This window comes from Streptomyces sp. NPDC059743, from assembly GCF_042732975.1.
Classification (GTDB): domain Bacteria; phylum Actinomycetota; class Actinomycetes; order Streptomycetales; family Streptomycetaceae; genus Streptomyces.
Map to the genome: position 1 here is coordinate 71,234 of NZ_JBHWGS010000019.1, position 17,518 is coordinate 88,751.

The 17,518-nt window shown below is 69.5% G+C and carries 14 protein-coding genes; all 14 read left to right on the forward strand.

Annotated elements, in window-relative coordinates; translation table 11 throughout:
* Positions 1-2: 2 nt before the first annotated feature.
* Positions 3-563, forward strand: coding sequence for a YqgE/AlgH family protein (locus tag ACFV6H_RS29970; protein WP_093591856.1), 561 nt, complete (start codon positions 3-5; stop codon positions 561-563).
* Between the two features lie 123 nt (positions 564-686).
* Positions 687-986, forward strand: a complete 300-nt coding sequence (locus ACFV6H_RS29975; RefSeq protein ID WP_066953876.1) for a DUF3039 domain-containing protein — start codon at positions 687-689, stop codon at positions 984-986.
* Positions 987-1,213: 227 nt separating this feature from the next.
* Positions 1,214-2,551: an extracellular solute-binding protein gene (locus ACFV6H_RS29980; protein ID WP_385548369.1), complete on the forward strand. Its 1,338-nt coding sequence runs from the start codon at positions 1,214-1,216 to the stop codon at positions 2,549-2,551.
* 5 nt (positions 2,552-2,556) lie between these two features.
* A complete protein-coding gene (locus tag ACFV6H_RS29985) occupies positions 2,557-3,510 on the forward strand; it encodes a carbohydrate ABC transporter permease (protein WP_385548372.1) in 954 nt (317 codons plus the stop codon).
* Positions 3,507-4,346: a carbohydrate ABC transporter permease gene (locus tag ACFV6H_RS29990; protein ID WP_385548375.1), complete on the forward strand. Its 840-nt coding sequence runs from the start codon at positions 3,507-3,509 to the stop codon at positions 4,344-4,346. The genes ACFV6H_RS29985 and ACFV6H_RS29990 overlap by 4 nt, the downstream gene beginning before the upstream one ends.
* A gap of 11 nt (positions 4,347-4,357) precedes the next feature.
* Complete coding sequence (locus ACFV6H_RS29995) at positions 4,358-6,067, forward strand: beta-N-acetylhexosaminidase (RefSeq protein ID WP_385548378.1); 1,710 nt, start codon at positions 4,358-4,360, stop codon at positions 6,065-6,067.
* A 289-nt stretch (positions 6,068-6,356) separates the two neighbouring features.
* The gene (locus ACFV6H_RS30000) at positions 6,357-7,253 is read left to right on the forward strand and encodes an FAD binding domain-containing protein (protein WP_384778503.1); all 897 of its coding nucleotides are present in this window, start codon (positions 6,357-6,359) and stop codon (positions 7,251-7,253) included.
* Entirely contained in the window at positions 7,250-8,617 is a 1,368-nt protein-coding gene (locus ACFV6H_RS30005) for a (2Fe-2S)-binding protein (RefSeq protein ID WP_385548382.1), read from the forward strand. Before ACFV6H_RS30000 ends, ACFV6H_RS30005 begins: the two co-directional genes overlap by 4 nt.
* Positions 8,614-10,923 carry a xanthine dehydrogenase family protein molybdopterin-binding subunit gene (locus ACFV6H_RS30010; RefSeq protein ID WP_384778497.1) on the forward strand — a complete coding sequence of 770 codons (2,310 nt, stop codon included), beginning with the start codon at positions 8,614-8,616 and terminating at the stop codon, positions 10,921-10,923. Before ACFV6H_RS30005 ends, ACFV6H_RS30010 begins: the two co-directional genes overlap by 4 nt.
* 115 nt (positions 10,924-11,038) lie before the next feature.
* The gene (locus tag ACFV6H_RS30015; protein WP_384986506.1) at positions 11,039-11,563 is read left to right on the forward strand and encodes a hypothetical protein; all 525 of its coding nucleotides are present in this window, start codon (positions 11,039-11,041) and stop codon (positions 11,561-11,563) included.
* Positions 11,564-11,646: 83 nt separating this feature from the next.
* Entirely contained in the window at positions 11,647-13,122 is a 1,476-nt protein-coding gene (locus tag ACFV6H_RS30020) for a hypothetical protein (protein ID WP_385548387.1), read from the forward strand.
* Positions 13,123-13,168: 46 nt separating this feature from the next.
* Positions 13,169-14,548: a type VII secretion-associated serine protease mycosin gene (mycP, locus tag ACFV6H_RS30025; RefSeq protein ID WP_385548390.1), complete on the forward strand. Its 1,380-nt coding sequence runs from the start codon at positions 13,169-13,171 to the stop codon at positions 14,546-14,548.
* A gap of 70 nt (positions 14,549-14,618) precedes the next feature.
* Positions 14,619-15,044, forward strand: a complete 426-nt coding sequence (locus tag ACFV6H_RS30030) for a hypothetical protein (RefSeq protein ID WP_385548393.1) — start codon at positions 14,619-14,621, stop codon at positions 15,042-15,044.
* A gap of 13 nt (positions 15,045-15,057) precedes the next feature.
* A complete protein-coding gene (locus ACFV6H_RS30035) occupies positions 15,058-17,397 on the forward strand; it encodes a hypothetical protein (protein WP_385548396.1) in 2,340 nt (779 codons plus the stop codon).
* Positions 17,398-17,518 lie beyond the last annotated feature (121 nt).

The window sequence follows — 17,518 nt, forward strand, 5'->3', positions numbered from 1 at the left end:
GCATGACGGAGGTGTCCTCGCTCACAGGGCGGTTGCTCGTCGCGACACCCGCCCTCACCGACCCGAATTTCGACCGCGCGGTGGTCCTCCTGCTCGATCACGACGAGGAGGGCTCACTCGGCGTGGTCCTCAACAGGCCGACGCCGGTGGACGTCGGAGACATTCTGGAGCCCTGGGGCGAGTTGGCGGGCGAGCCCGGTGTGGTCTTCCAGGGCGGTCCGGTCTCGCTCGACTCGGCGCTCGGGCTCGCCGTCATCCCGGGCGACGACGGACCGCTGGGCTGGCGCCGGGTGTACGGCGCGATCGGCCTGGTCGATCTGGAGACTCCGCCGGAGCTGGTCGCGCGGGCGCTCGGCTCGCTGCGGATCTTCGCCGGCTACGCGGGCTGGGGCCCGGGCCAGTTGGAGGCCGAACTGCGTGAAGGCGCCTGGTACGTCGTGGAGTCGGAGCCCGGCGATGTGTCGTCGCCGCGTCCCGAGCGGCTCTGGCGGGCGGTGCTGCGACGGCAGCGCAGTGAGCTGGCCATGGTCGCGACATACCCGGACGATCCCTCCCTCAACTGACTCTTCGTAAGGGCACCGGCCGAGGTGCGGTCGGCGTGTCGGCGCGATGTGTGAGCGTACGGATGCGGAGTGCATGGACCCGGAGCCTCCGATACCGGCCCTTCGTGGGTACCCTTGGCTCCCATGAGCACTCTTGAGCCCGAGCGCGGGGCAGGTACGGGCACCCTCGTGGAGCCGACACCACAGGTGTCGCACGGCGACGGCGACCACGAGCGCTTCGCCCACTACGTCCAGAAGGACAAGATCATGGCGAGTGCCCTCGACGGCACTCCGGTGGTCGCACTGTGCGGAAAGGTCTGGGTACCGGGGCGCGACCCCAAGAAGTATCCGGTCTGTCCGATGTGCAAGGAGATCTACGAGTCCATGGGTCCCGGCGGGGACAAGGACAAGGGCAAGGGCGGTAAGGACAAGAGCAAGAAGTAACGGCTGGTCCTCCGTCGCCGACGGCCCCCGGGGCGCGCACCTGTGTGCGTCCCGGGGGCCGTCGTGCGTTTCCGGCCGTCGCCGCCGCTGTTTCGCCGCCGTGTCCGCTGCAACGAAATGGTTGAGACCACTTGTCGGCGTGATCCAGCCATGCCTAGTCTCCTGCGTGTTGTGCAGCACGAAACGCGCGTTGCGCATGCTGCAACGCCAACTCGTAGGGACTCCGGATGAAGCTTTCTGCCCGTACAGCCGCCCGTACAGTGGCCACAGGTGCCCGCACAGTTGCCACGATCGCGGCTCTCGCGCTCGCCGGCCTCACCGCCACCGCCTGCGCGCCGCAGACCTCCGACACCAGCGCGACCAAGGACGAGAAGAGCGGCACCCTGCGCGTCTGGCTCTTCCAGGAGGTCAGCAACAAGCCCAAGGAGCAGGTCGTCGACGCGGCCGTCGCCGCCTTCGGCAAGGAGCACAAGGACACGAAGGTCGAGATCGAGTACATCCCGGTCGAGACCCGCGCCCAGCGCATCAAGGCCGCGTTCAACGACCCGAAGAGCGCGCCCGATCTGGTCGAGTACGGCAACACCGACACGGCCGGATATGTGAAGGACGGCGGACTCGCCGATGTCACCGCGGAGTTCAACGCCTGGGACGAGGCCAAGGACACCGATCCGACGGCCAAGCGGTCCGTCACGGTGGACGGCAAGATCTACGGCGCGCCGCTCTTCGTCGGTGTGCGCGCGCTCTACTACCGCACCGATGTCTTCAAGGAGTTGGGGATCGGGGTCCCGGACTCCCAGGCCGAGCTGATCTCCACGGCCAGGAAGATCCACAAGGCGAAGCCCGAGCTGTACGGGCTCGCGGTCGGCGGCGCGTACACCTACGGCGCCATGCCGTTCCTCTGGGCGAACGGCGGTGAACTCGCCGAGGAGAGCGGCGGTACGTACAAGGCCGCGGTCAACAGCCCGGCCGCCCGCAAAGGCATCGAGGCCTACACCTCCCTCTTCGGCGGCGACAACTGTCCGGCCGCCAAGTGCGCCTCGATGGGCGGCAACGCGACGGTGACGGCCTTCGCCTCGGGCCAGGCCGCGATGGCGATAGGCGGTGACTTCAGTCACGCGGCCGTCGAGGCGGGCTCGGTGAAGGGCAAGTACGCGGTCGTGCCGCTGCCCGGTGTCACGGCGGGCTCGGTCGCGCCGGCGTTCGCGGGCGGCAACAACATCGGTGTTCTCAAGAGCAGTTCGCACCGGACGCTCGCGGTGGATCTGCTGAAGTCGCTCACCGGCAAGGACACGCAGGCCAAGCTGTTCGACGCGATGGGCTTCCTGCCGACGTACACGGATGTGCTGGCGGACTCGGCGAAGAAGGAGCCGTTCGTCGAGCCCTTCGTGCGGACACTGGGCGCGGGCGCCAAGTTCGTTCCCGCGTCGCCGGGCTGGGCCCAGATCGACTCCTCGCTCGTGCTGCCGACCATGTTCCAGGAGATCGTCAGCGGCCGTAAGGACATCGCCACGGCGTCCGACGAGGCCGCGAAGAAGATGGACGCGGCCTTCGCGTCCGCGAGCTGAGCGCGATGACGAACCGCACCGACGGCCCGGCGGCGCTCATAGCCGCCGGCCGTAAGGGCTCACGGCCGGGCCCCCGGCGCGCTGGCGAGGGAGGCTGGACGCCCTGGCTGTATCTCGCGCCCGCCCTTGTCGTCCTCGGCGGGCTGCTGGTCTACCCGATCTACCAGCTCGGTCTGATCTCCTTTCTGGAGTACACCCAGGCCCAGGTCAGCGGTGGTGAACCCACCACCTTCAAGGGCTTCGGCAACTACGCGGAGCTCTTCGGCGACAGCCAGTTCTGGCAGGTGCTGCTGGCGACCGTGGTCTTCGCCGCCGCGTGCGTCCTCGCCACGCTCGCGGTGGGCTGCGCGCTCGCCGTGCTGCTGACCCGGGTCCGGGCCCTGCCCCGGCTCGCGCTGATGCTCGCCGCCCTCGGCGCCTGGGCCACTCCGGCGATCACCGGCTCCACGGTCTGGGTCTTTCTCTTCGACCCGGACTACGGCCCCGTCAACCGGCTGCTGGGGCTCGGTGACTTCTCCTGGACGTACGGCCGTTACAGCGCCTTCATGCTCGTGCTGCTCGAAGTTGTCTGGTGCTCCTTCCCGTTCGTGATGGTGACCGTCTACGCGGGCATCAAGGCGGTCCCGGGCGAGGTGCTGGAGGCGGCCTCCCTCGACGGCGCCTCGCAGTGGCGTATCTGGCGGTCCGTCACCGCGCCGATGCTGCGGCCGATCCTGCTGGTCGTCACCATTCAGTCGATCATCTGGGACTTCAAGGTCTTCACCCAGATCTATGTGATGACCAACGGCGGCGGAATCGCCGGCCAGAATCTCGTGCTCAATGTGTACGCCTATCAGAAGGCCTTCGCCTCCTCGCAGTACAGCCTGGGCTCGGCGATCGGTGTGGTCATGCTGCTGATTCTGCTGGCGGTCACACTCGGCTATCTGCGACTGATCCGGCGCCGGGGAGAAGAACTGTGAACCTGCTCCGTATTCGCCGTCCCTGGCGGCTGGCCGCCGAGGCATCGGCCCTTGTCATCGCCGTGATCGTGGCCTTTCCGCTGTACTGGATGGTCCTCTCGGCGGTCAAACCGGCGGGCGAGATCCAGTCCACCGAGGCCCGTCCCTGGACGCTCTCGCCGTCGCTCGACTCCTTCCGCCGCGTCTTCGAACAGCAGGAATTCGGGCGGTACTTCCTCAACAGCCTGGCGGTCGCGGGCACGGTCGTGATCGTCTCCGCGCTGATCGCGTTTCTGGCGGCCACGGCGGTGACCCGCTTCCGCTTCCGATTCCGTACGACGCTGCTGATCATGTTCCTCGTCGCGCAGATGGTGCCGGTCGAGGCGCTGACCATCCCGCTGTTCTTCCTGATGCGGGACGCCGGGCTGCTCAATACGCTCGGCTCGCTCGTCCTGCCGCATCTCGCCTTCTCACTGCCGTTCGCGGTGTGGATGCTGCGGGGATTCGTCAAGGCGGTGCCCGAAGCGCTGGAGGAGGCCGCGTACATCGACGGCGCGAGCCGCACGCGGTTCCTGTGGCAGATCCTTTTTCCGCTGGTCTTCCCCGGGCTTGTGGCGACGAGCGTCTTCTCCTTCATCTCGACCTGGAACGACTTCCTCTTCGCCAAGTCCTTCATCATCAGCGACACCTCCCGGTCGACGCTTCCCATGGCGCTGCTGGTCTTCTTCAAACCGGACGAGAACGACTGGGGCGGCATCATGGCCGCGTCCACCGTGATGACCATTCCGGTGCTGGTTTTTTTCGTACTCGTACAGCGGCGCCTGGTCTCCGGACTCGGCGGCGCGGTCAAGGATTGAGGACGCACGAGATGGATCCGATCCCGAGCCTGATCCCGAATCCCCGGCGGACCGCTCCCGCACCGCCGGGAGCCGGTCCTCTCCCGCTCGACGGCCGGACGGTGATCGAGGCGGCGCCCGGTACGGAGGGCACGGCCCGCTGGCTCCGTACGGCCGTGGGCGCCGCCACCGGGCTGGCGCTTCCCGACGGCCCCGGCACCGGCGGCTCAGGGCGCTCAGGCCGCTCCGGCCACGGCAGCCGGATCGTCCTCGGCATCAGCCCTGATATCGCACGGGAGTCGGGCCCCGAGGGCTACCGGATCGCCGTCGACACGGAGGCGGTCCGTATCGACGGCGGCGGGCCCGCCGGTGTCTTCTGGGCAGCGCAGACTCTCCGTCAGCTGCTCGGCCCCGACGCCTACCGCGCCGCGCCCATCGCTCCCGGGCGCGCGTGGACCGTGCCGCCGACCGTCATCGAGGACGCGCCTCGCTTCGCCTGGCGAGGGCTGATGCTCGATGTGTCACGGCACTTCATGCCCAAGGACGGCGTCCTGCGCTATCTCGACCTGCTCGCCGCCCACAAGCTGAATGTCTTCCACTTCCATCTCACCGACGACCAGGGCTGGCGCGTGGAGATCAAGCGCCATCCACGGCTGACGGAGGTCGGCGCCTGGCGCTCGCACACCAAATGGGGCCACCGCGCCTCGGAGTTGTGGGACGAGAAGCCGCACGGCGGTTACTACACCCAGGACGACATCCGCGAGATCGTCGCGTACGCCGCCGAGCGGCATATCACCGTCGTCCCCGAGATCGATATCCCGGGCCATTCGCAGGCGGCCATCGCCGCGTATCCGGAACTCGGCAACCCCGATGTCATCGACACGACCTCCCTCGCCGTCTGGGACACCTGGGGCATTACCGCAAACGTACTCGCCCCCACTGACAACACCCTCCGCTTCTACGAGGGCGTCTTCGAGGAACTCCTCGACCTCTTCCCGCTGTCCTCGTCGCCGTTCTCGCCGTTCATCCACATCGGCGGCGACGAGTGCCTCAAGGACCAGTGGCGGCGCTCCCCGGCCGCCCAGGCCCGGATGCGGGAGCTGGGACTGGCCGACGAGGACCGGCTCCAGTCCTGGATCGTCAGGCACTTCGACCGCTGGCTCGCCGACCGCGGCCGGCGGCTGATCGGCTGGGACGAGATCCTGGAGGGCGGGACGACGGAAACGGGCCTGACGCCGGGCGCCGCCGTGTCGTCGTGGCGCGGATACGCGGGCGGGATCGCCGCCGCCAAGGCGGGCCACGACGTGGTCATGTGTCCCGAGCAGCAGGTCTATCTGGACCACCGTCAGGCGGCGGGCGAGGACGAGCCGATGCCCATCGGATATGTCCGCACCCTGGAGGACGTCTACCGGTTCGAGCCCGTACCGCCGCAGCTCACCGCGGCGGAGGCGGCCCATGTGCTCGGCGCCCAGGCCAATGTCTGGACCGAGGTGATGCAGGACCGCTCACGCGTCGACTACCAGGTCTTCCCGCGGCTGGCCGCCTTCGCCGAGGCGGTATGGTCCTCGCTCCCGGCGCCCGTGGAGCGGGATTACGCCGATTTCGAACGGCGGATGGCCGGGCATTACCGGCGCCTTGACGCACTCGGAGTCGAATACCGCCCGCCCGGCGGCCCGTTGCCATGGCAGCGCCGGCCCGGTGTGCTCGGACGCCCGATCGAGGGGTCGCCGCCAAACGTGTGAGCACGGACGGCAGCCGGGCGTCCCGAGCCCTTGCCCCTGGGATCGTGGCCGTACGTGTGACCGTACGTGGGATAAGTCGTACAAGGAACGCCGAAGAGTGGCATTCCGTATGTGACGGCGAAGAGGTGTGAAACCGGACCTTCCCCCTGGTGAGGGACGGATCCGCCCTTCGCGGACCCTCGCGTCGGCGGGCCCGGAAGATGTGCCAGAGTTGCCACGTCCGGGCTGTGAGCACGTACGGTACGGCAACACAGGCGGGACACCGGGACACCGGAAAGGGGTAGCCGGGTTGACCACGCACGCACCGCAGACCGCGCAGTCCGTGACGCTGCCGTCCTCGCTCGACGAGGCCGTGGCGGCGCTCACGGAGATGCCCGCCGCCGTGCCCGTCGCGGGTGGCACCGATCTGATGGCGGCCGTCAACAAGGGCCAGCTCAGGCCCGCGGGCCTCGTCGGCCTCGGCCGGATCAGCGAGCTGCGCGGCTGGCATTACCAGGACGGTCATGCCCTGCTCGGTGCCGGTCTGACACACGCCCGGATGGGCCGGCCCGACTTCGCGGCCCTCATCCCCGCGCTCGCCGCGTCCTCGCGCGCGGCGGGCCCGCCGCAGATCCGTAACGCGGGCACGCTCGGCGGCAATATCGCCACCGCGGCCCCGACCGGCGACTCCCTGCCCGTGCTGGCCGCCCTGGAGGCGGACCTCGTGGTCGCGGGCCCCGGCGGCGCGCGCCGTGAGATCCCCATCTCGCATCTGCTGGCGGGCCGGGAGATGCTGGCGCCCGCCGAGCTGATCGGCTTCGTACGGGTGCCTCTGCTGCACGCTCCTCAGGTCTTTCTGAAGGCGACGGGACGGACCGGTCCCGGCCGGGCCACCGCGTCGGTCACCGTCGTGCTCGATCCGGCGCGGCGCGGAGTGCGCTGTGCGGTCGGCGCGATCGCGCCGATGCCGCTGCGCCCGCTGGAGGCCGAGCGCTGGATCGGCTCGCTGATCGACTGGGACGGCGCGCGCGGGCTCACGCAGGAGGCGCTCGCCGCCTTCGGCGAGTACGTCGCCGCCGCGTGCATCCCGGATCCGGCGCCACCGGCCGATGGCGGAGAGGCGCCGCCGGTGTCGCCCGCCGTGCAGCATCTGCGGCGTACGGTCGCCACGCTGGCCCGACGAGCACTGGGGAGGGCGCTGTCGTGACCACCAACGAGCACGCCGACAACGCCGCTAATTCCGGCAACGCCGGCAACGCCGCTTCCGACGGCGGGATCGCGCGTGGGCCGGGCGGCTGGCAGCCGGTCCCGCAGGGCGGCGAGTACGACGGCGAGTCGACCGCGTTCGTACAGCTCCCTCCGGAGGACGGCCAGGACGCGCCGCTGGCCGCGCCGGGGCACGGATACGTACCGCCTCAGATCACGCCGCTGACGCCCGCGGAGGACGCGGGAGGCGGCGTACGGTGGCCGGACCCGCGGCAGGACGGCGGAGGGCAGTTCCAGGCGTCGTACGGGCAGGGCGGCGGCTACGACCCGGGGCTGACCGGACAGTGGAACTTCACCGGGAACGGGAACGGCGCGGGCGCCGGGGAGAGCGGTGGAGTCCCCGCCGAGTCCGCCGGCTCCTCCGAGCTGACCGGCCAGTGGACGATTCCGGTCGCGAACGGTGATCTTCCGGATGAATCGGGCGAGTTCAGTACCTCGATGCTGGCCGCCCAGTGGGGCGGCGGCAGCCCGCCGGCGACTCTGCCGGGCGGCGCGGCGGCCCCGTGGGCGACGGAACAGGCCGACGCTCAGGGCGTGCCGCTCCCGAACGAGCAGCCTGTGTCCGCCGAGGGACATGACCCGTCGGCCCACGACCCGGGCCCGGGTATCGAGGCCGAGCACGAGCACGTAGCGCCGCCCGAGCCGGAGGCCCTGCCGGAACCGGAGCCCGAGCCCGAGCCGGAACCCGAGCCGCTGACCAGCAGCAGCGACAGCGCCGAACACCCTGCGGGCTCCTACGTCCTGCGCGTCAACGGCGCCGACCGTCCCGTCACCGACGCCTGGATCGGCGAGTCCCTCCTGTACGTGCTGCGCGAGCGCCTCGGCCTCGCGGGCGCCAAGGACGGCTGCTCCCAGGGCGAGTGCGGCGCCTGCAACGTCCAGGTCGACGGCCGGCTCGTCGCCTCCTGTCTCGTACCCGCCGCCACCGCGGCCGGATCCGAGGTCCGTACGGTCGAGGGACTCGCCGCGGACGGCGAGCCCTCCGACGTCCAGCGGGCGCTCGCCAAGTGCGGCGCGGTGCAGTGCGGTTTCTGTATCCCCGGCATGGCCATGACCGTCCACGATCTGCTGGAGGGCAATCACGCCCCCAGCGAACTGGAGACCCGCCAGGCGCTCTGCGGCAATCTCTGCCGCTGCTCCGGTTACCGCGGCGTGCTCGACGCGGTGAACGAAGTCGTCGCCGAACGGACCGCGAGCGCGGAGGCCGCAGCCGTGGCCTCCGAAGAAGCCCGCATCCCGCACCAGGCACCCCCAGGGGCCGGCAGCGCCCAGCCCCCGCACTCGCCCGACGGAGGCATGGCGTGAGCAACGACGCGGCCACCGGGGCCCAGGCGCTCGACGCTCCTCAGCAGGAGCCTCCGGCGCACGGCCTCGGAGCATCCCTCTCCCCGGCCGACGCGCGCGCGAAGACCGAGGGCACGTTCCCGTACGCCGCCGACCTATGGGCCGAGGGCCTGCTGTGGGCGGCGATCCTGCGCTCTCCGCACCCGCACGCGCGTATCGTCTCGGTCGACACCGCCGCCGCGGCCGAGATGCCGGGCGTACGGGCCGTCGTCACCCATGAGGACGTGCTCGGCGACTCCGCGTACGGCCGCCGTGTTGTCGACCGTCCCGTCTTCGCCTCGGACGTCGTACGCCACCACGGCGAGGCGATCGCCGCGGTCGCCGCCGACCATCCCGACACGGCACGGCTCGCCGCCGCCGCGATCGCCGTCGAGTACGAGGTGCTCGATCCGGTCACCGATCCGGAGAAGGCCTTCGCCGCCGAGCCGCTGCACCCGGACGGCAATCTGATCCGCCATATCCCGCTGCGCTACGGCGACCCGGAGATCACCGGCGAGGTGGTCGTGGAAGGGCTGTACCGCATCGGCCGCCAGGATCCGGCGCCGATCGGCGCGGAGGCGGGCCTCGCCGTACCGAGACCCGACGGCGGCGTCGAGATCTACACGGCCTCCACCGATCCGCACACCGACCGCGATCTGGCCGCCGCCTGCTTCGGTCTGGATCCGGAACGGGTGAAGGTCGTCGTCACCGGTGTGCCCGGCGCCACCGGCGACCGCGAGGACCCGGGCTTCCAGATCCCGCTGGGCCTGCTGGCGCTGCGTACCGGCTGCCCCGTCAAACTCGCCGCGACCCGCGAGGAGTCCTTCCTCGGCCACGCCCACCGCCATCCGACGCTGCTGCGCTACCGACACCACGCGGACGCCGAAGGCCGGCTGGTCAAGGTCGAGGCCCAGATCCTGCTGGACGCGGGCGCGTACGCGGACTCCTCGTCCGAGTCGCTCGCGGCGGCGGTGGCCTTCGCCTGCGGCCCGTATGTCGTACCGCACGCCTTCATCGAGGGCTGGGCCGTACGCACCAACAACCCGCCGTCGGGCCATGTGCGCGGCGAGGGCGCGATGCAGGTCTGTGCCGCGTACGAGGGCCAGATGGACAAACTGGCCGCCAAGCTGGGCATCGATCCGGCCGAGCTGCGGATGCGCAATGTCCTCGCCACCGGCGACATCCTGCCCACCGGACAGACCGTCACCTGCCCGGCCCCGGTGGCCGAACTGCTCGGCGCCGTACGGGACTTCCCGCTGCCCGCGCTGCCCAAGGATACTCCGGAGGCGGCCTGGCTGCTGCCCGGCGGCCCGGAGGGCGCGGGCGAACCGGGCGCGGTACGGCGCGGAGTGGGCTACGCCCTGGGTATGGTCCATATGCTCGGCGCCGAGGGCGCGGACGAGGTCTCCACGGCCACCGTCAAGGTCCATGACGGTGTCGCCACGGTGATCTGCGCGGCCGTCGAGACCGGACAGGGCTTCTCCACGCTCGCCCGGCAGATCGTCCAGGAGACGCTGGGCATCGAGGAGGTCCATGTCGCCTCGGTCGACACGGACCAGCCTCCGGCGGGCCCGGCCGCCCACGGCCGGCACACCTGGGTCTCGGGCGGCGCGGTCGAGCGGGCGGCGAAGATGGTCCGTACGCAGCTCCTCCAGCCGCTGGCCCACAAGTTCGGCATGTCCACCGAGCTGCTCCAGATCACCGACGGCAAGATCACCTCGTACGACGGTGTGCTCTCCACCACGGTCACGGAGGCGATGGACGGCAAGGAGCTCTGGGCGACGGCGCAGTGCCGTCCGCATCCCACCGAGCCGCTGGACGAGTCGGGCCAGGGCGACGCCTTCGTGGGACTGGCCTTCTGCGCGGTCCGCGCGGTCGTGGACGTCGACATCGAGCTGGGCTCGATCCGGGTGGTCGAGATGGCCGTGGCCCAGGATGTCGGACGGGTGCTCAATCCGGCGCAGTTGGCCACCCGTATCGAGGCCGGCATCACCCAGGGCATCGGTACGGCCCTGACGGAGAACCTCCGTACCAACAGAGGTCTGGTCCGCCGTCCCGACCTCACCGGCTACGCGCTTCCGACGTCCCTGGACGCACCGGACATTCGCATCGTGAAACTCGTGGAAGAACGCGACGTCGTGGCGCCCTTCGGCGCCAAACCGGCCAGCGCGGCGCCGGTGGTCACCTCCCCGGCCGCGGTGGCCTCAGCGGTGCGCGCCGCGACGGGCCGCCCGGTCAGCCGTCTGCCGATCCGCCCGCAGGCGGCGGTCGCGGTTCCCAACGCGTAGTGCCGTAATCCGCGTTGCAGCTGCAAGGCCGGGATGCGTACTGTCGTAAGCGCTCGCTACAGTGATCTCCGTAGGTGCGTTGGACGGGGCAGACGGGGCGACGGGGGAGACGTCGATGGCGGAGGACGACGGGACGGGACGGCCGGTGTATCCGGGGCTGCCCGTGGAGAGTGCGGCGAGCGGCGGGAGCGGCGGCGGAGGCGGGTCCGCGGACCTGAATGTCGACGCGTCGGAGCTGATCAAGTTCAAGAACCGGGTGGACGGGCTGCTGACCAGGCTTGACAACTCGTCGGCGGCGCCGACGGAGATGGCGGGCGGACGAGTCGCCAGGGCGGACCTCGGCACGGGCTTCGGCGAGGCCGACGAACTGTACGGGGTCTACCGCAAGGTGCACAGCGAGCTCCAGAATCTCTCCAAGGGCCTGGCCGGCCAGATCGAGGCCCTGGGTATCGCCGTCGACGGCTCCCGCAAGGGATACGAGAACATCGATGACGAGATCAAGCTGCGTATGCAGCGCATCAGCCAGGACGCGCAGCGGCAGTGGGAACGCCGCGAGCAGGAACGGCGCGAGGAGCGGGAACGGACCACGGACGATCAGTCCGCGGGAGGCGGCGGGGACTCGTCGGGCGGAGCTTCCTGACGTGATGCCGTCGGCTGTCGCGATGTGGGGAGCGCACGGAATACGGGGCACGCGGGGAGCACGGGGAAAGAGGGACCGGAGTCATGCTTGAGAACAGCGGGGGCGGGGGATCGCCCGCAGGGACCACCACCAACTTCGAGGCGCACACGCATCAGGAACTGCGGAACATGATCGCCGCCGCGAACCCTGACACCCTCAAGAGCCACGCCGATCTGCTGTCCGAAGCGGCGACGGTCATCAGCGACATCGGCGAAGATCTCAGGACATACATCACCTCGGTGGACTGGCGGGGCGAGGCGGGCGAGGCATTCGAGGAATGGGGCGACCAGACCTGGAAGGCCACCCTGCTGCTGGCGGACTACAGCGCGGTGGGCGCGACCTGGATGGGCGACGCGGCCCAGACCCTCAGGGAGGTCAAGGCCGGCCTGCCGCCTGTGGACACTTCGGCGCAGAGCAACCTCGAAGCGGCCAGGGAGTTCCACAACGATCCCGATTCGCGGACGATCGCCTCGGAGGCGCGGGCCAAGCTCAACGAGGACCATGCGGAAGCCGTTCAGCAGATGAACAAGCTCGCGCAGTCGTACTCGCTGTCGTCGTTCGTGATCGGGGCACAGGAACCGCCGGTGTTCCCGCCGCCGCCGGGGACGTTCGTGCCGACTGGACGGTACGACTTGAATGAGGACGCCTCCTGGTCCGGGGGGTCTGCGGGCGGTGGTGGCACGTCCGACGGTTCCGTCTCATCGGCTCGCCACGCCGCGACGGAGAGCCGGGGACCGACAATGCAGGGAGTGAACCCGGAGATCCGGACGTATCAGCCGACGCCGTCGCGGGACATTCCCGTGGGCATGGAGATCGACAGCGTTGCCACGCTGCCGCCGACCCAGCTTCCTCCGACCGGCACACCGAGTGTGGTCCCTCCGGCAGGTCGCCCCGACAGTACGGTCATGCCTCCGGTCGGAGTGATTCCGCCCGCGTTCGGCGGCTCTCCGTCACCGGCGCCCGGCGGAGGCCGGGTCGGCGGTGTCCGCCCGCCCTCGCTCTCCGGGCAGTCGCCGCTCGCCGGTTCCTCGGGCGCGCGGATGCCACGGGACAGCGGCATCGTCGGCGGCCGTCCCGTACCGCCGCAGGCTTCCGGCCGTCCCACGGGCGGAATCCCGCGCGGCACGGTCGTGGGCGGTGAGGCGATGCACGGCCGTCCGCCGATGGGCGGCGCGACCGGTGGCGCGATGGGCGGTGGCGCTGGCGCTTCCGGCGGTACGGCCGGTGGGCGGCGGCTGGCGGGCGAGACCGGTGGCATGGTCGCCGGCCGGTCGCAGCAGCCCGGGACGACCGGTGGCCGGCCCTTCACGCCTGGTGGCTCGGGCCTGGTCCGTGGTGCCGGAGCGGACGGCGGAGCCCGTTCCTCGCAGGCCGGACGCGGTGGCATGGTGCCGCATTCCACGCAGCGGCCCGGTCGCCGTCCCGAGGACGAGGACGGACAGCGCCCCGACTATCTGACAGAAGACGAAGAGACCTGGCAGCAGGGCGGCCGTCGTATCGTGCCGCCGGTCATCGACTGAACCGTCGCCATCCGCCCCTGCCCGAATCCGGTGAGAAGGACCGTACATGCGCGCCAGCAGCATCCGAACCACTCGGTGGAACGTGCTCATATCCGGCTCTCTGGGCCTGCTGCTGGCGGGCGTGGCGGCCACTCCGGCCCACGCCGAGACGGTCCGCTCCAGACAGTGGCACCTCGATGTCATGAAGGCCGAGGAGATGTGGCGGACCAGCACGGGCGAGGGCGTCACGGTCGCGGTCATCGACTCGGGCGTCGATCCCGAACCTGACCTCGACGGTCAGGTGCTGCCCGGCAAGGACTTCTCCGTGAAGCCGGGGGACGAGCGGGATGACTTCGGCAACCATGGCACGGGCATGGCGGCCCTGATCGCGGCCACGGGCAAGAGCCACGGCGGAGACGGTGCGTTCGGTCTCGCTCCCGGGGCGAAGATCCTTCCCATCAGAGTGGATCTCAGCGCTGGTAGGCGGGGCGACGAGAAGCAGGCCGAGGCCATTCGGTACGCGGCAGATTCGGCGGCGAAAGTCATCAATATCTCGCTCGGCAGTCCTTACGACGGCCCCGCTGTTCGTGAAGCCATCAAGTACGCGCTGGGCAAGGGCAAACTCATCTTCGCCGCCGTCGGCAACGACGGGCAGTACGGCGCCACCCAGTACCCCGCGGCAACACCGGGCGTCGTCGGTGTGGGAGCGGTGGACAAGGACATCAAGGCAACGGAGGCATCACAGGTCGGGCCCGAGGTGGACTTGGCCGCCCCCGGCATCAACATCATCACCGCCTGCGCGGGTGCGACCGGCCTCTGCAATGCCGGCGGCACCAGTGACGCCACCGCCCTCACCTCTGCCTCCGCCGCCCTCATCTGGTCCAAGTACCCGGACTGGACGAACAATCAGGTGCTGCGCGTCATGCTCAACACCGCCGGCGGCCCGACCAGCGGCGCCGAGCGGAACGACTACGTCGGGTACGGGATGGTCCGCCCCCGGATCGCCCTCACCGACCCAGGCGATCCCGGGCCGGCCGATGAGTATCCGCTGCCCGACCTCGCGGCAGCGGCCTCCAAGGCGCCTTCGCCCGAAGCCTCGGCGTCCCAGGAGGCGGGCAACGGTGACAAAACCGAGCAGCCCGCACCGGCCGCCGTGTCCGACGGCGGTGGCAACACCGGGCTCTGGATCGGTCTGGGCATCGGCGCGGCCCTGCTCATCGGCGCGGCCGTCGCCGTACCTCTCATCCGCTCCCGCCGCCGCGCCGCCGCACCTCCGCAGCAGCCTCCGGCCTTCGCGCCCGTCCCGCACCAGCAGCCTCCGTACCCGCCCCAGCAGCCGCCGCAGTACGGACCGCCGCAGTACGGACCGCCGCCCCAGCAGTATCCGCAGCAGCAGCCGAATCAGGCACCACAGCAGTACCCGCCGTACGGTCCACCGCGGCCATAACGGATTCGCGTCGCCGTCTCGGCTCTTTCAGTTCGGTCTCAACCTTTTCAGTTCATTCAACGGGGAAGCCATGTCGTTCGACGAGGAGTGGGCATCCGCCCGCACTGATGCCACAGCCAACACCGCCATGCGGCTGAACAGAGTTCCCGACGACGGGCCGGCCGGCGGGAGCAGCGCCGATCTGAGCGTCAGCCAGGACAAGCTCGGGGAGATTGGAAGCGCGGCGTATGCGCTGCACGGACGGCTCAAGTCCGACGGCAACCACGCCGCCGGCAGCACTTCCGACGCGGCGACGATGATGACCGTCAACAACTTCCGTACCGGCGCCGCGATGCGGACCGTCCATGACACCTGGAACTCGCAGCTCAGCACACTGCTCGACGCGTGCGCGAATATCTCCAACCACCTGGACTACAGCGCGGCGTCGCACGCGCGAGAAGAGCAAGAGATCACGGCCGCTCTCGCGGCGTCCAGGATAAACGAGTACTTCAAGTAGCTGCGGGGTAGTGATGCTGACCTTCAACGATGTGTACCACGCTCCGCTGGACAAGCTGAAGTCGGCGGCGGACGACTGGTCGGAGATGACCACCAAGCTGGAGACGCTCGCCGAGGACGCGCGTACGACCATGGCGGCCAAGGCCAAGGACGACTACTGGCGAGGCGTCAACGCCGAGGTCACCAAGCCGTTCGTGGACAAGACGGCCAAGGAGTTCGACGACGCGGCGAAGGCGGCCAAGGGCATCAAGCTGATCCTGGCGGACGGCTACGAGGCGTTCAAGAAGGCCAAGGACGACCTCAAGAAGCTCATGGACACGGACGCACCGGCCCAGGGCCTGGTCGTCACCGCCCACGGCCGGGTCGAGGCCCGGTATCCGCTGGAAAAGGACCAAGGCGCCCGCCACGATCCCGACTTCAGCGAGATGCTGCGCACGCAGAACAACAAGATCGACGCCATGCAGCGCCGTATCGACGCCGTCGTGGAGACGTGCGACGACGCCGATGTGGCCACGGCCAACGCGCTCACGGCGAACATCACCGCCGATCAGCACAACTTCAGCGCGCCCAGGTACGACAGCCTGGACGCCGAAGAGGCACAGCGCGCCGTCGACCTGGCGAAGAAGGGCCGTGATCTCACCCACGCCGAGCTCCAGCAGCTCAACGAACTGCTGGCGGACAATCACTCGTCACGCGAGTTCTCCCGGACCTTCTACAACGGTCTCGGCCCCGAGGGATCGCTGAAGTTCTTCGGCCAGTTGGCCACGGACACCTACGACTACTCCGAACTCGACGAGGAACGCCTCAAGGACGTCCAGGCGCTTCAGCGGAATCTGGGACTCAACCTGGCCACCGCCACCGGCCCTACGGGCGAGAACGACCCGTGGACGCAGAAGTGGTCCGAGGACATGCGACGGCTCGGCACCGAGCGCATTCCGCTGATCAGGAACGACATGAATCCGCCGTTCGGATATCAGCTCCTCGGCGGGATCATGCGGTACGGCAACTACGACCCGAAGTTCCTGAACCCGATAGCCGAGCATGTGGTCCAGCTGCACCAGAAGGACCCGTACATGTTCGCCGACACGAAGTCGATGGGCGGCTGGCAGAAGAACCTCTTCAATCCGTCCGGTGTGAACGGTTCCGGTTACGATCCGGTCGTCGGCATGCTGGAGGCGCTCGGGCACAGTCCGGAGGCGTCGAAGCAGTTCTTCTCCGCCATTCCCACGGCCTACAACGAGGACGGCACCGTCAACACGGGTGCTGACGCAAACCTCGGCAAGGGCAAAGATGGTTATCCCATCGAGAGCTACCTCGACTACTTCGCCAGCGAGGAGTACGAGTCGTTCCCCGACATCGACGGTCATGATCCCGACGACGCGGCCAAGTCCGTGGCGTACATGCCGGACGCACTGGGCCATGCCCTGGAGTCCGCCACACTCGGTTATTCCTGGGACAGCCCGGATCCGAACGCCGTCCGGGACGGGACGAATGCCACCATTATGGAAAAGGTTGCCGAAAAGTACGGTCAGGACCCAGGCCTGCTCAAGCACCAGGAGGCGCTGGCGGACAGCATGGGCCACATGGGAGCCGGCTACATCGACGACATCAACTGGGCGCTGGAAGAGAACTTGGACGGCAGTATCTTCGCGCCGGACAAAAACCCGGACGCCCATGCCGAGTTCGGCCGGGACGACGCCCGCCAATTTCTCAGCTCCCTGGGCCAGCACCCCGACGCGTACGCGTCCGTCACCACCGCCGAGCGGATCTACACCACCAGCATGCTGGAGGCACAGGTGGGCCCGGACGGCCGGCCCGACCAGGGCGCGGCGCGGGCAGCCGTGGGCGTCGGCGCCGAGGTCCAGGGAATGCTCGACCAGTCGCGTGCCGACCAGGTCGAGGCGGAGGGCCTGAAGCTGCACGAGGAGTACGAGAAGGCACAGCAGCAGCGGTCCGCCTGGGTCGAGTTCGGCGCGACCTCCGCGATCGCCGCCGGAGTCGCGTTTCTACCGGCCACCGCCGCCGTCGGAGCGGCGGCCATCCTGGTGCCGCTGGCCGTCGACACGGGCAGCGGGGCGCTGGAGCAGATCGCCGGTCAGGTCATCGGCGACTGGTCGGACGGTTCCATCGACAAGCACAAGGAAAAGATCGAAGAGCTGACCCGGGAGGAGAAGACGACAGTCTTCCGGGCCGGTGAGCACAGTGCGGAGGCGCCCATGAAGCATTTCCGCGACCAGCACGGCATCGATATGAACAGCGAATTCGGCAGGGATCTCCGGGACTCCGTCGATCTCGGTTATGCGAAGGGCAATGACCGGGAGAACCAGCAGGGAAATGATCCCGAGACCGGCTGAGACAAGAGAAAGAGCGAGATCTGTGAGGATACGGAACACCGCACGGACCGTGGGTGTCGTGCTGGCATTCGGCCTTGGTGTATCGGCGTGCGGCGGCGGCGAGAGCGAGGAGCCTCTCCAC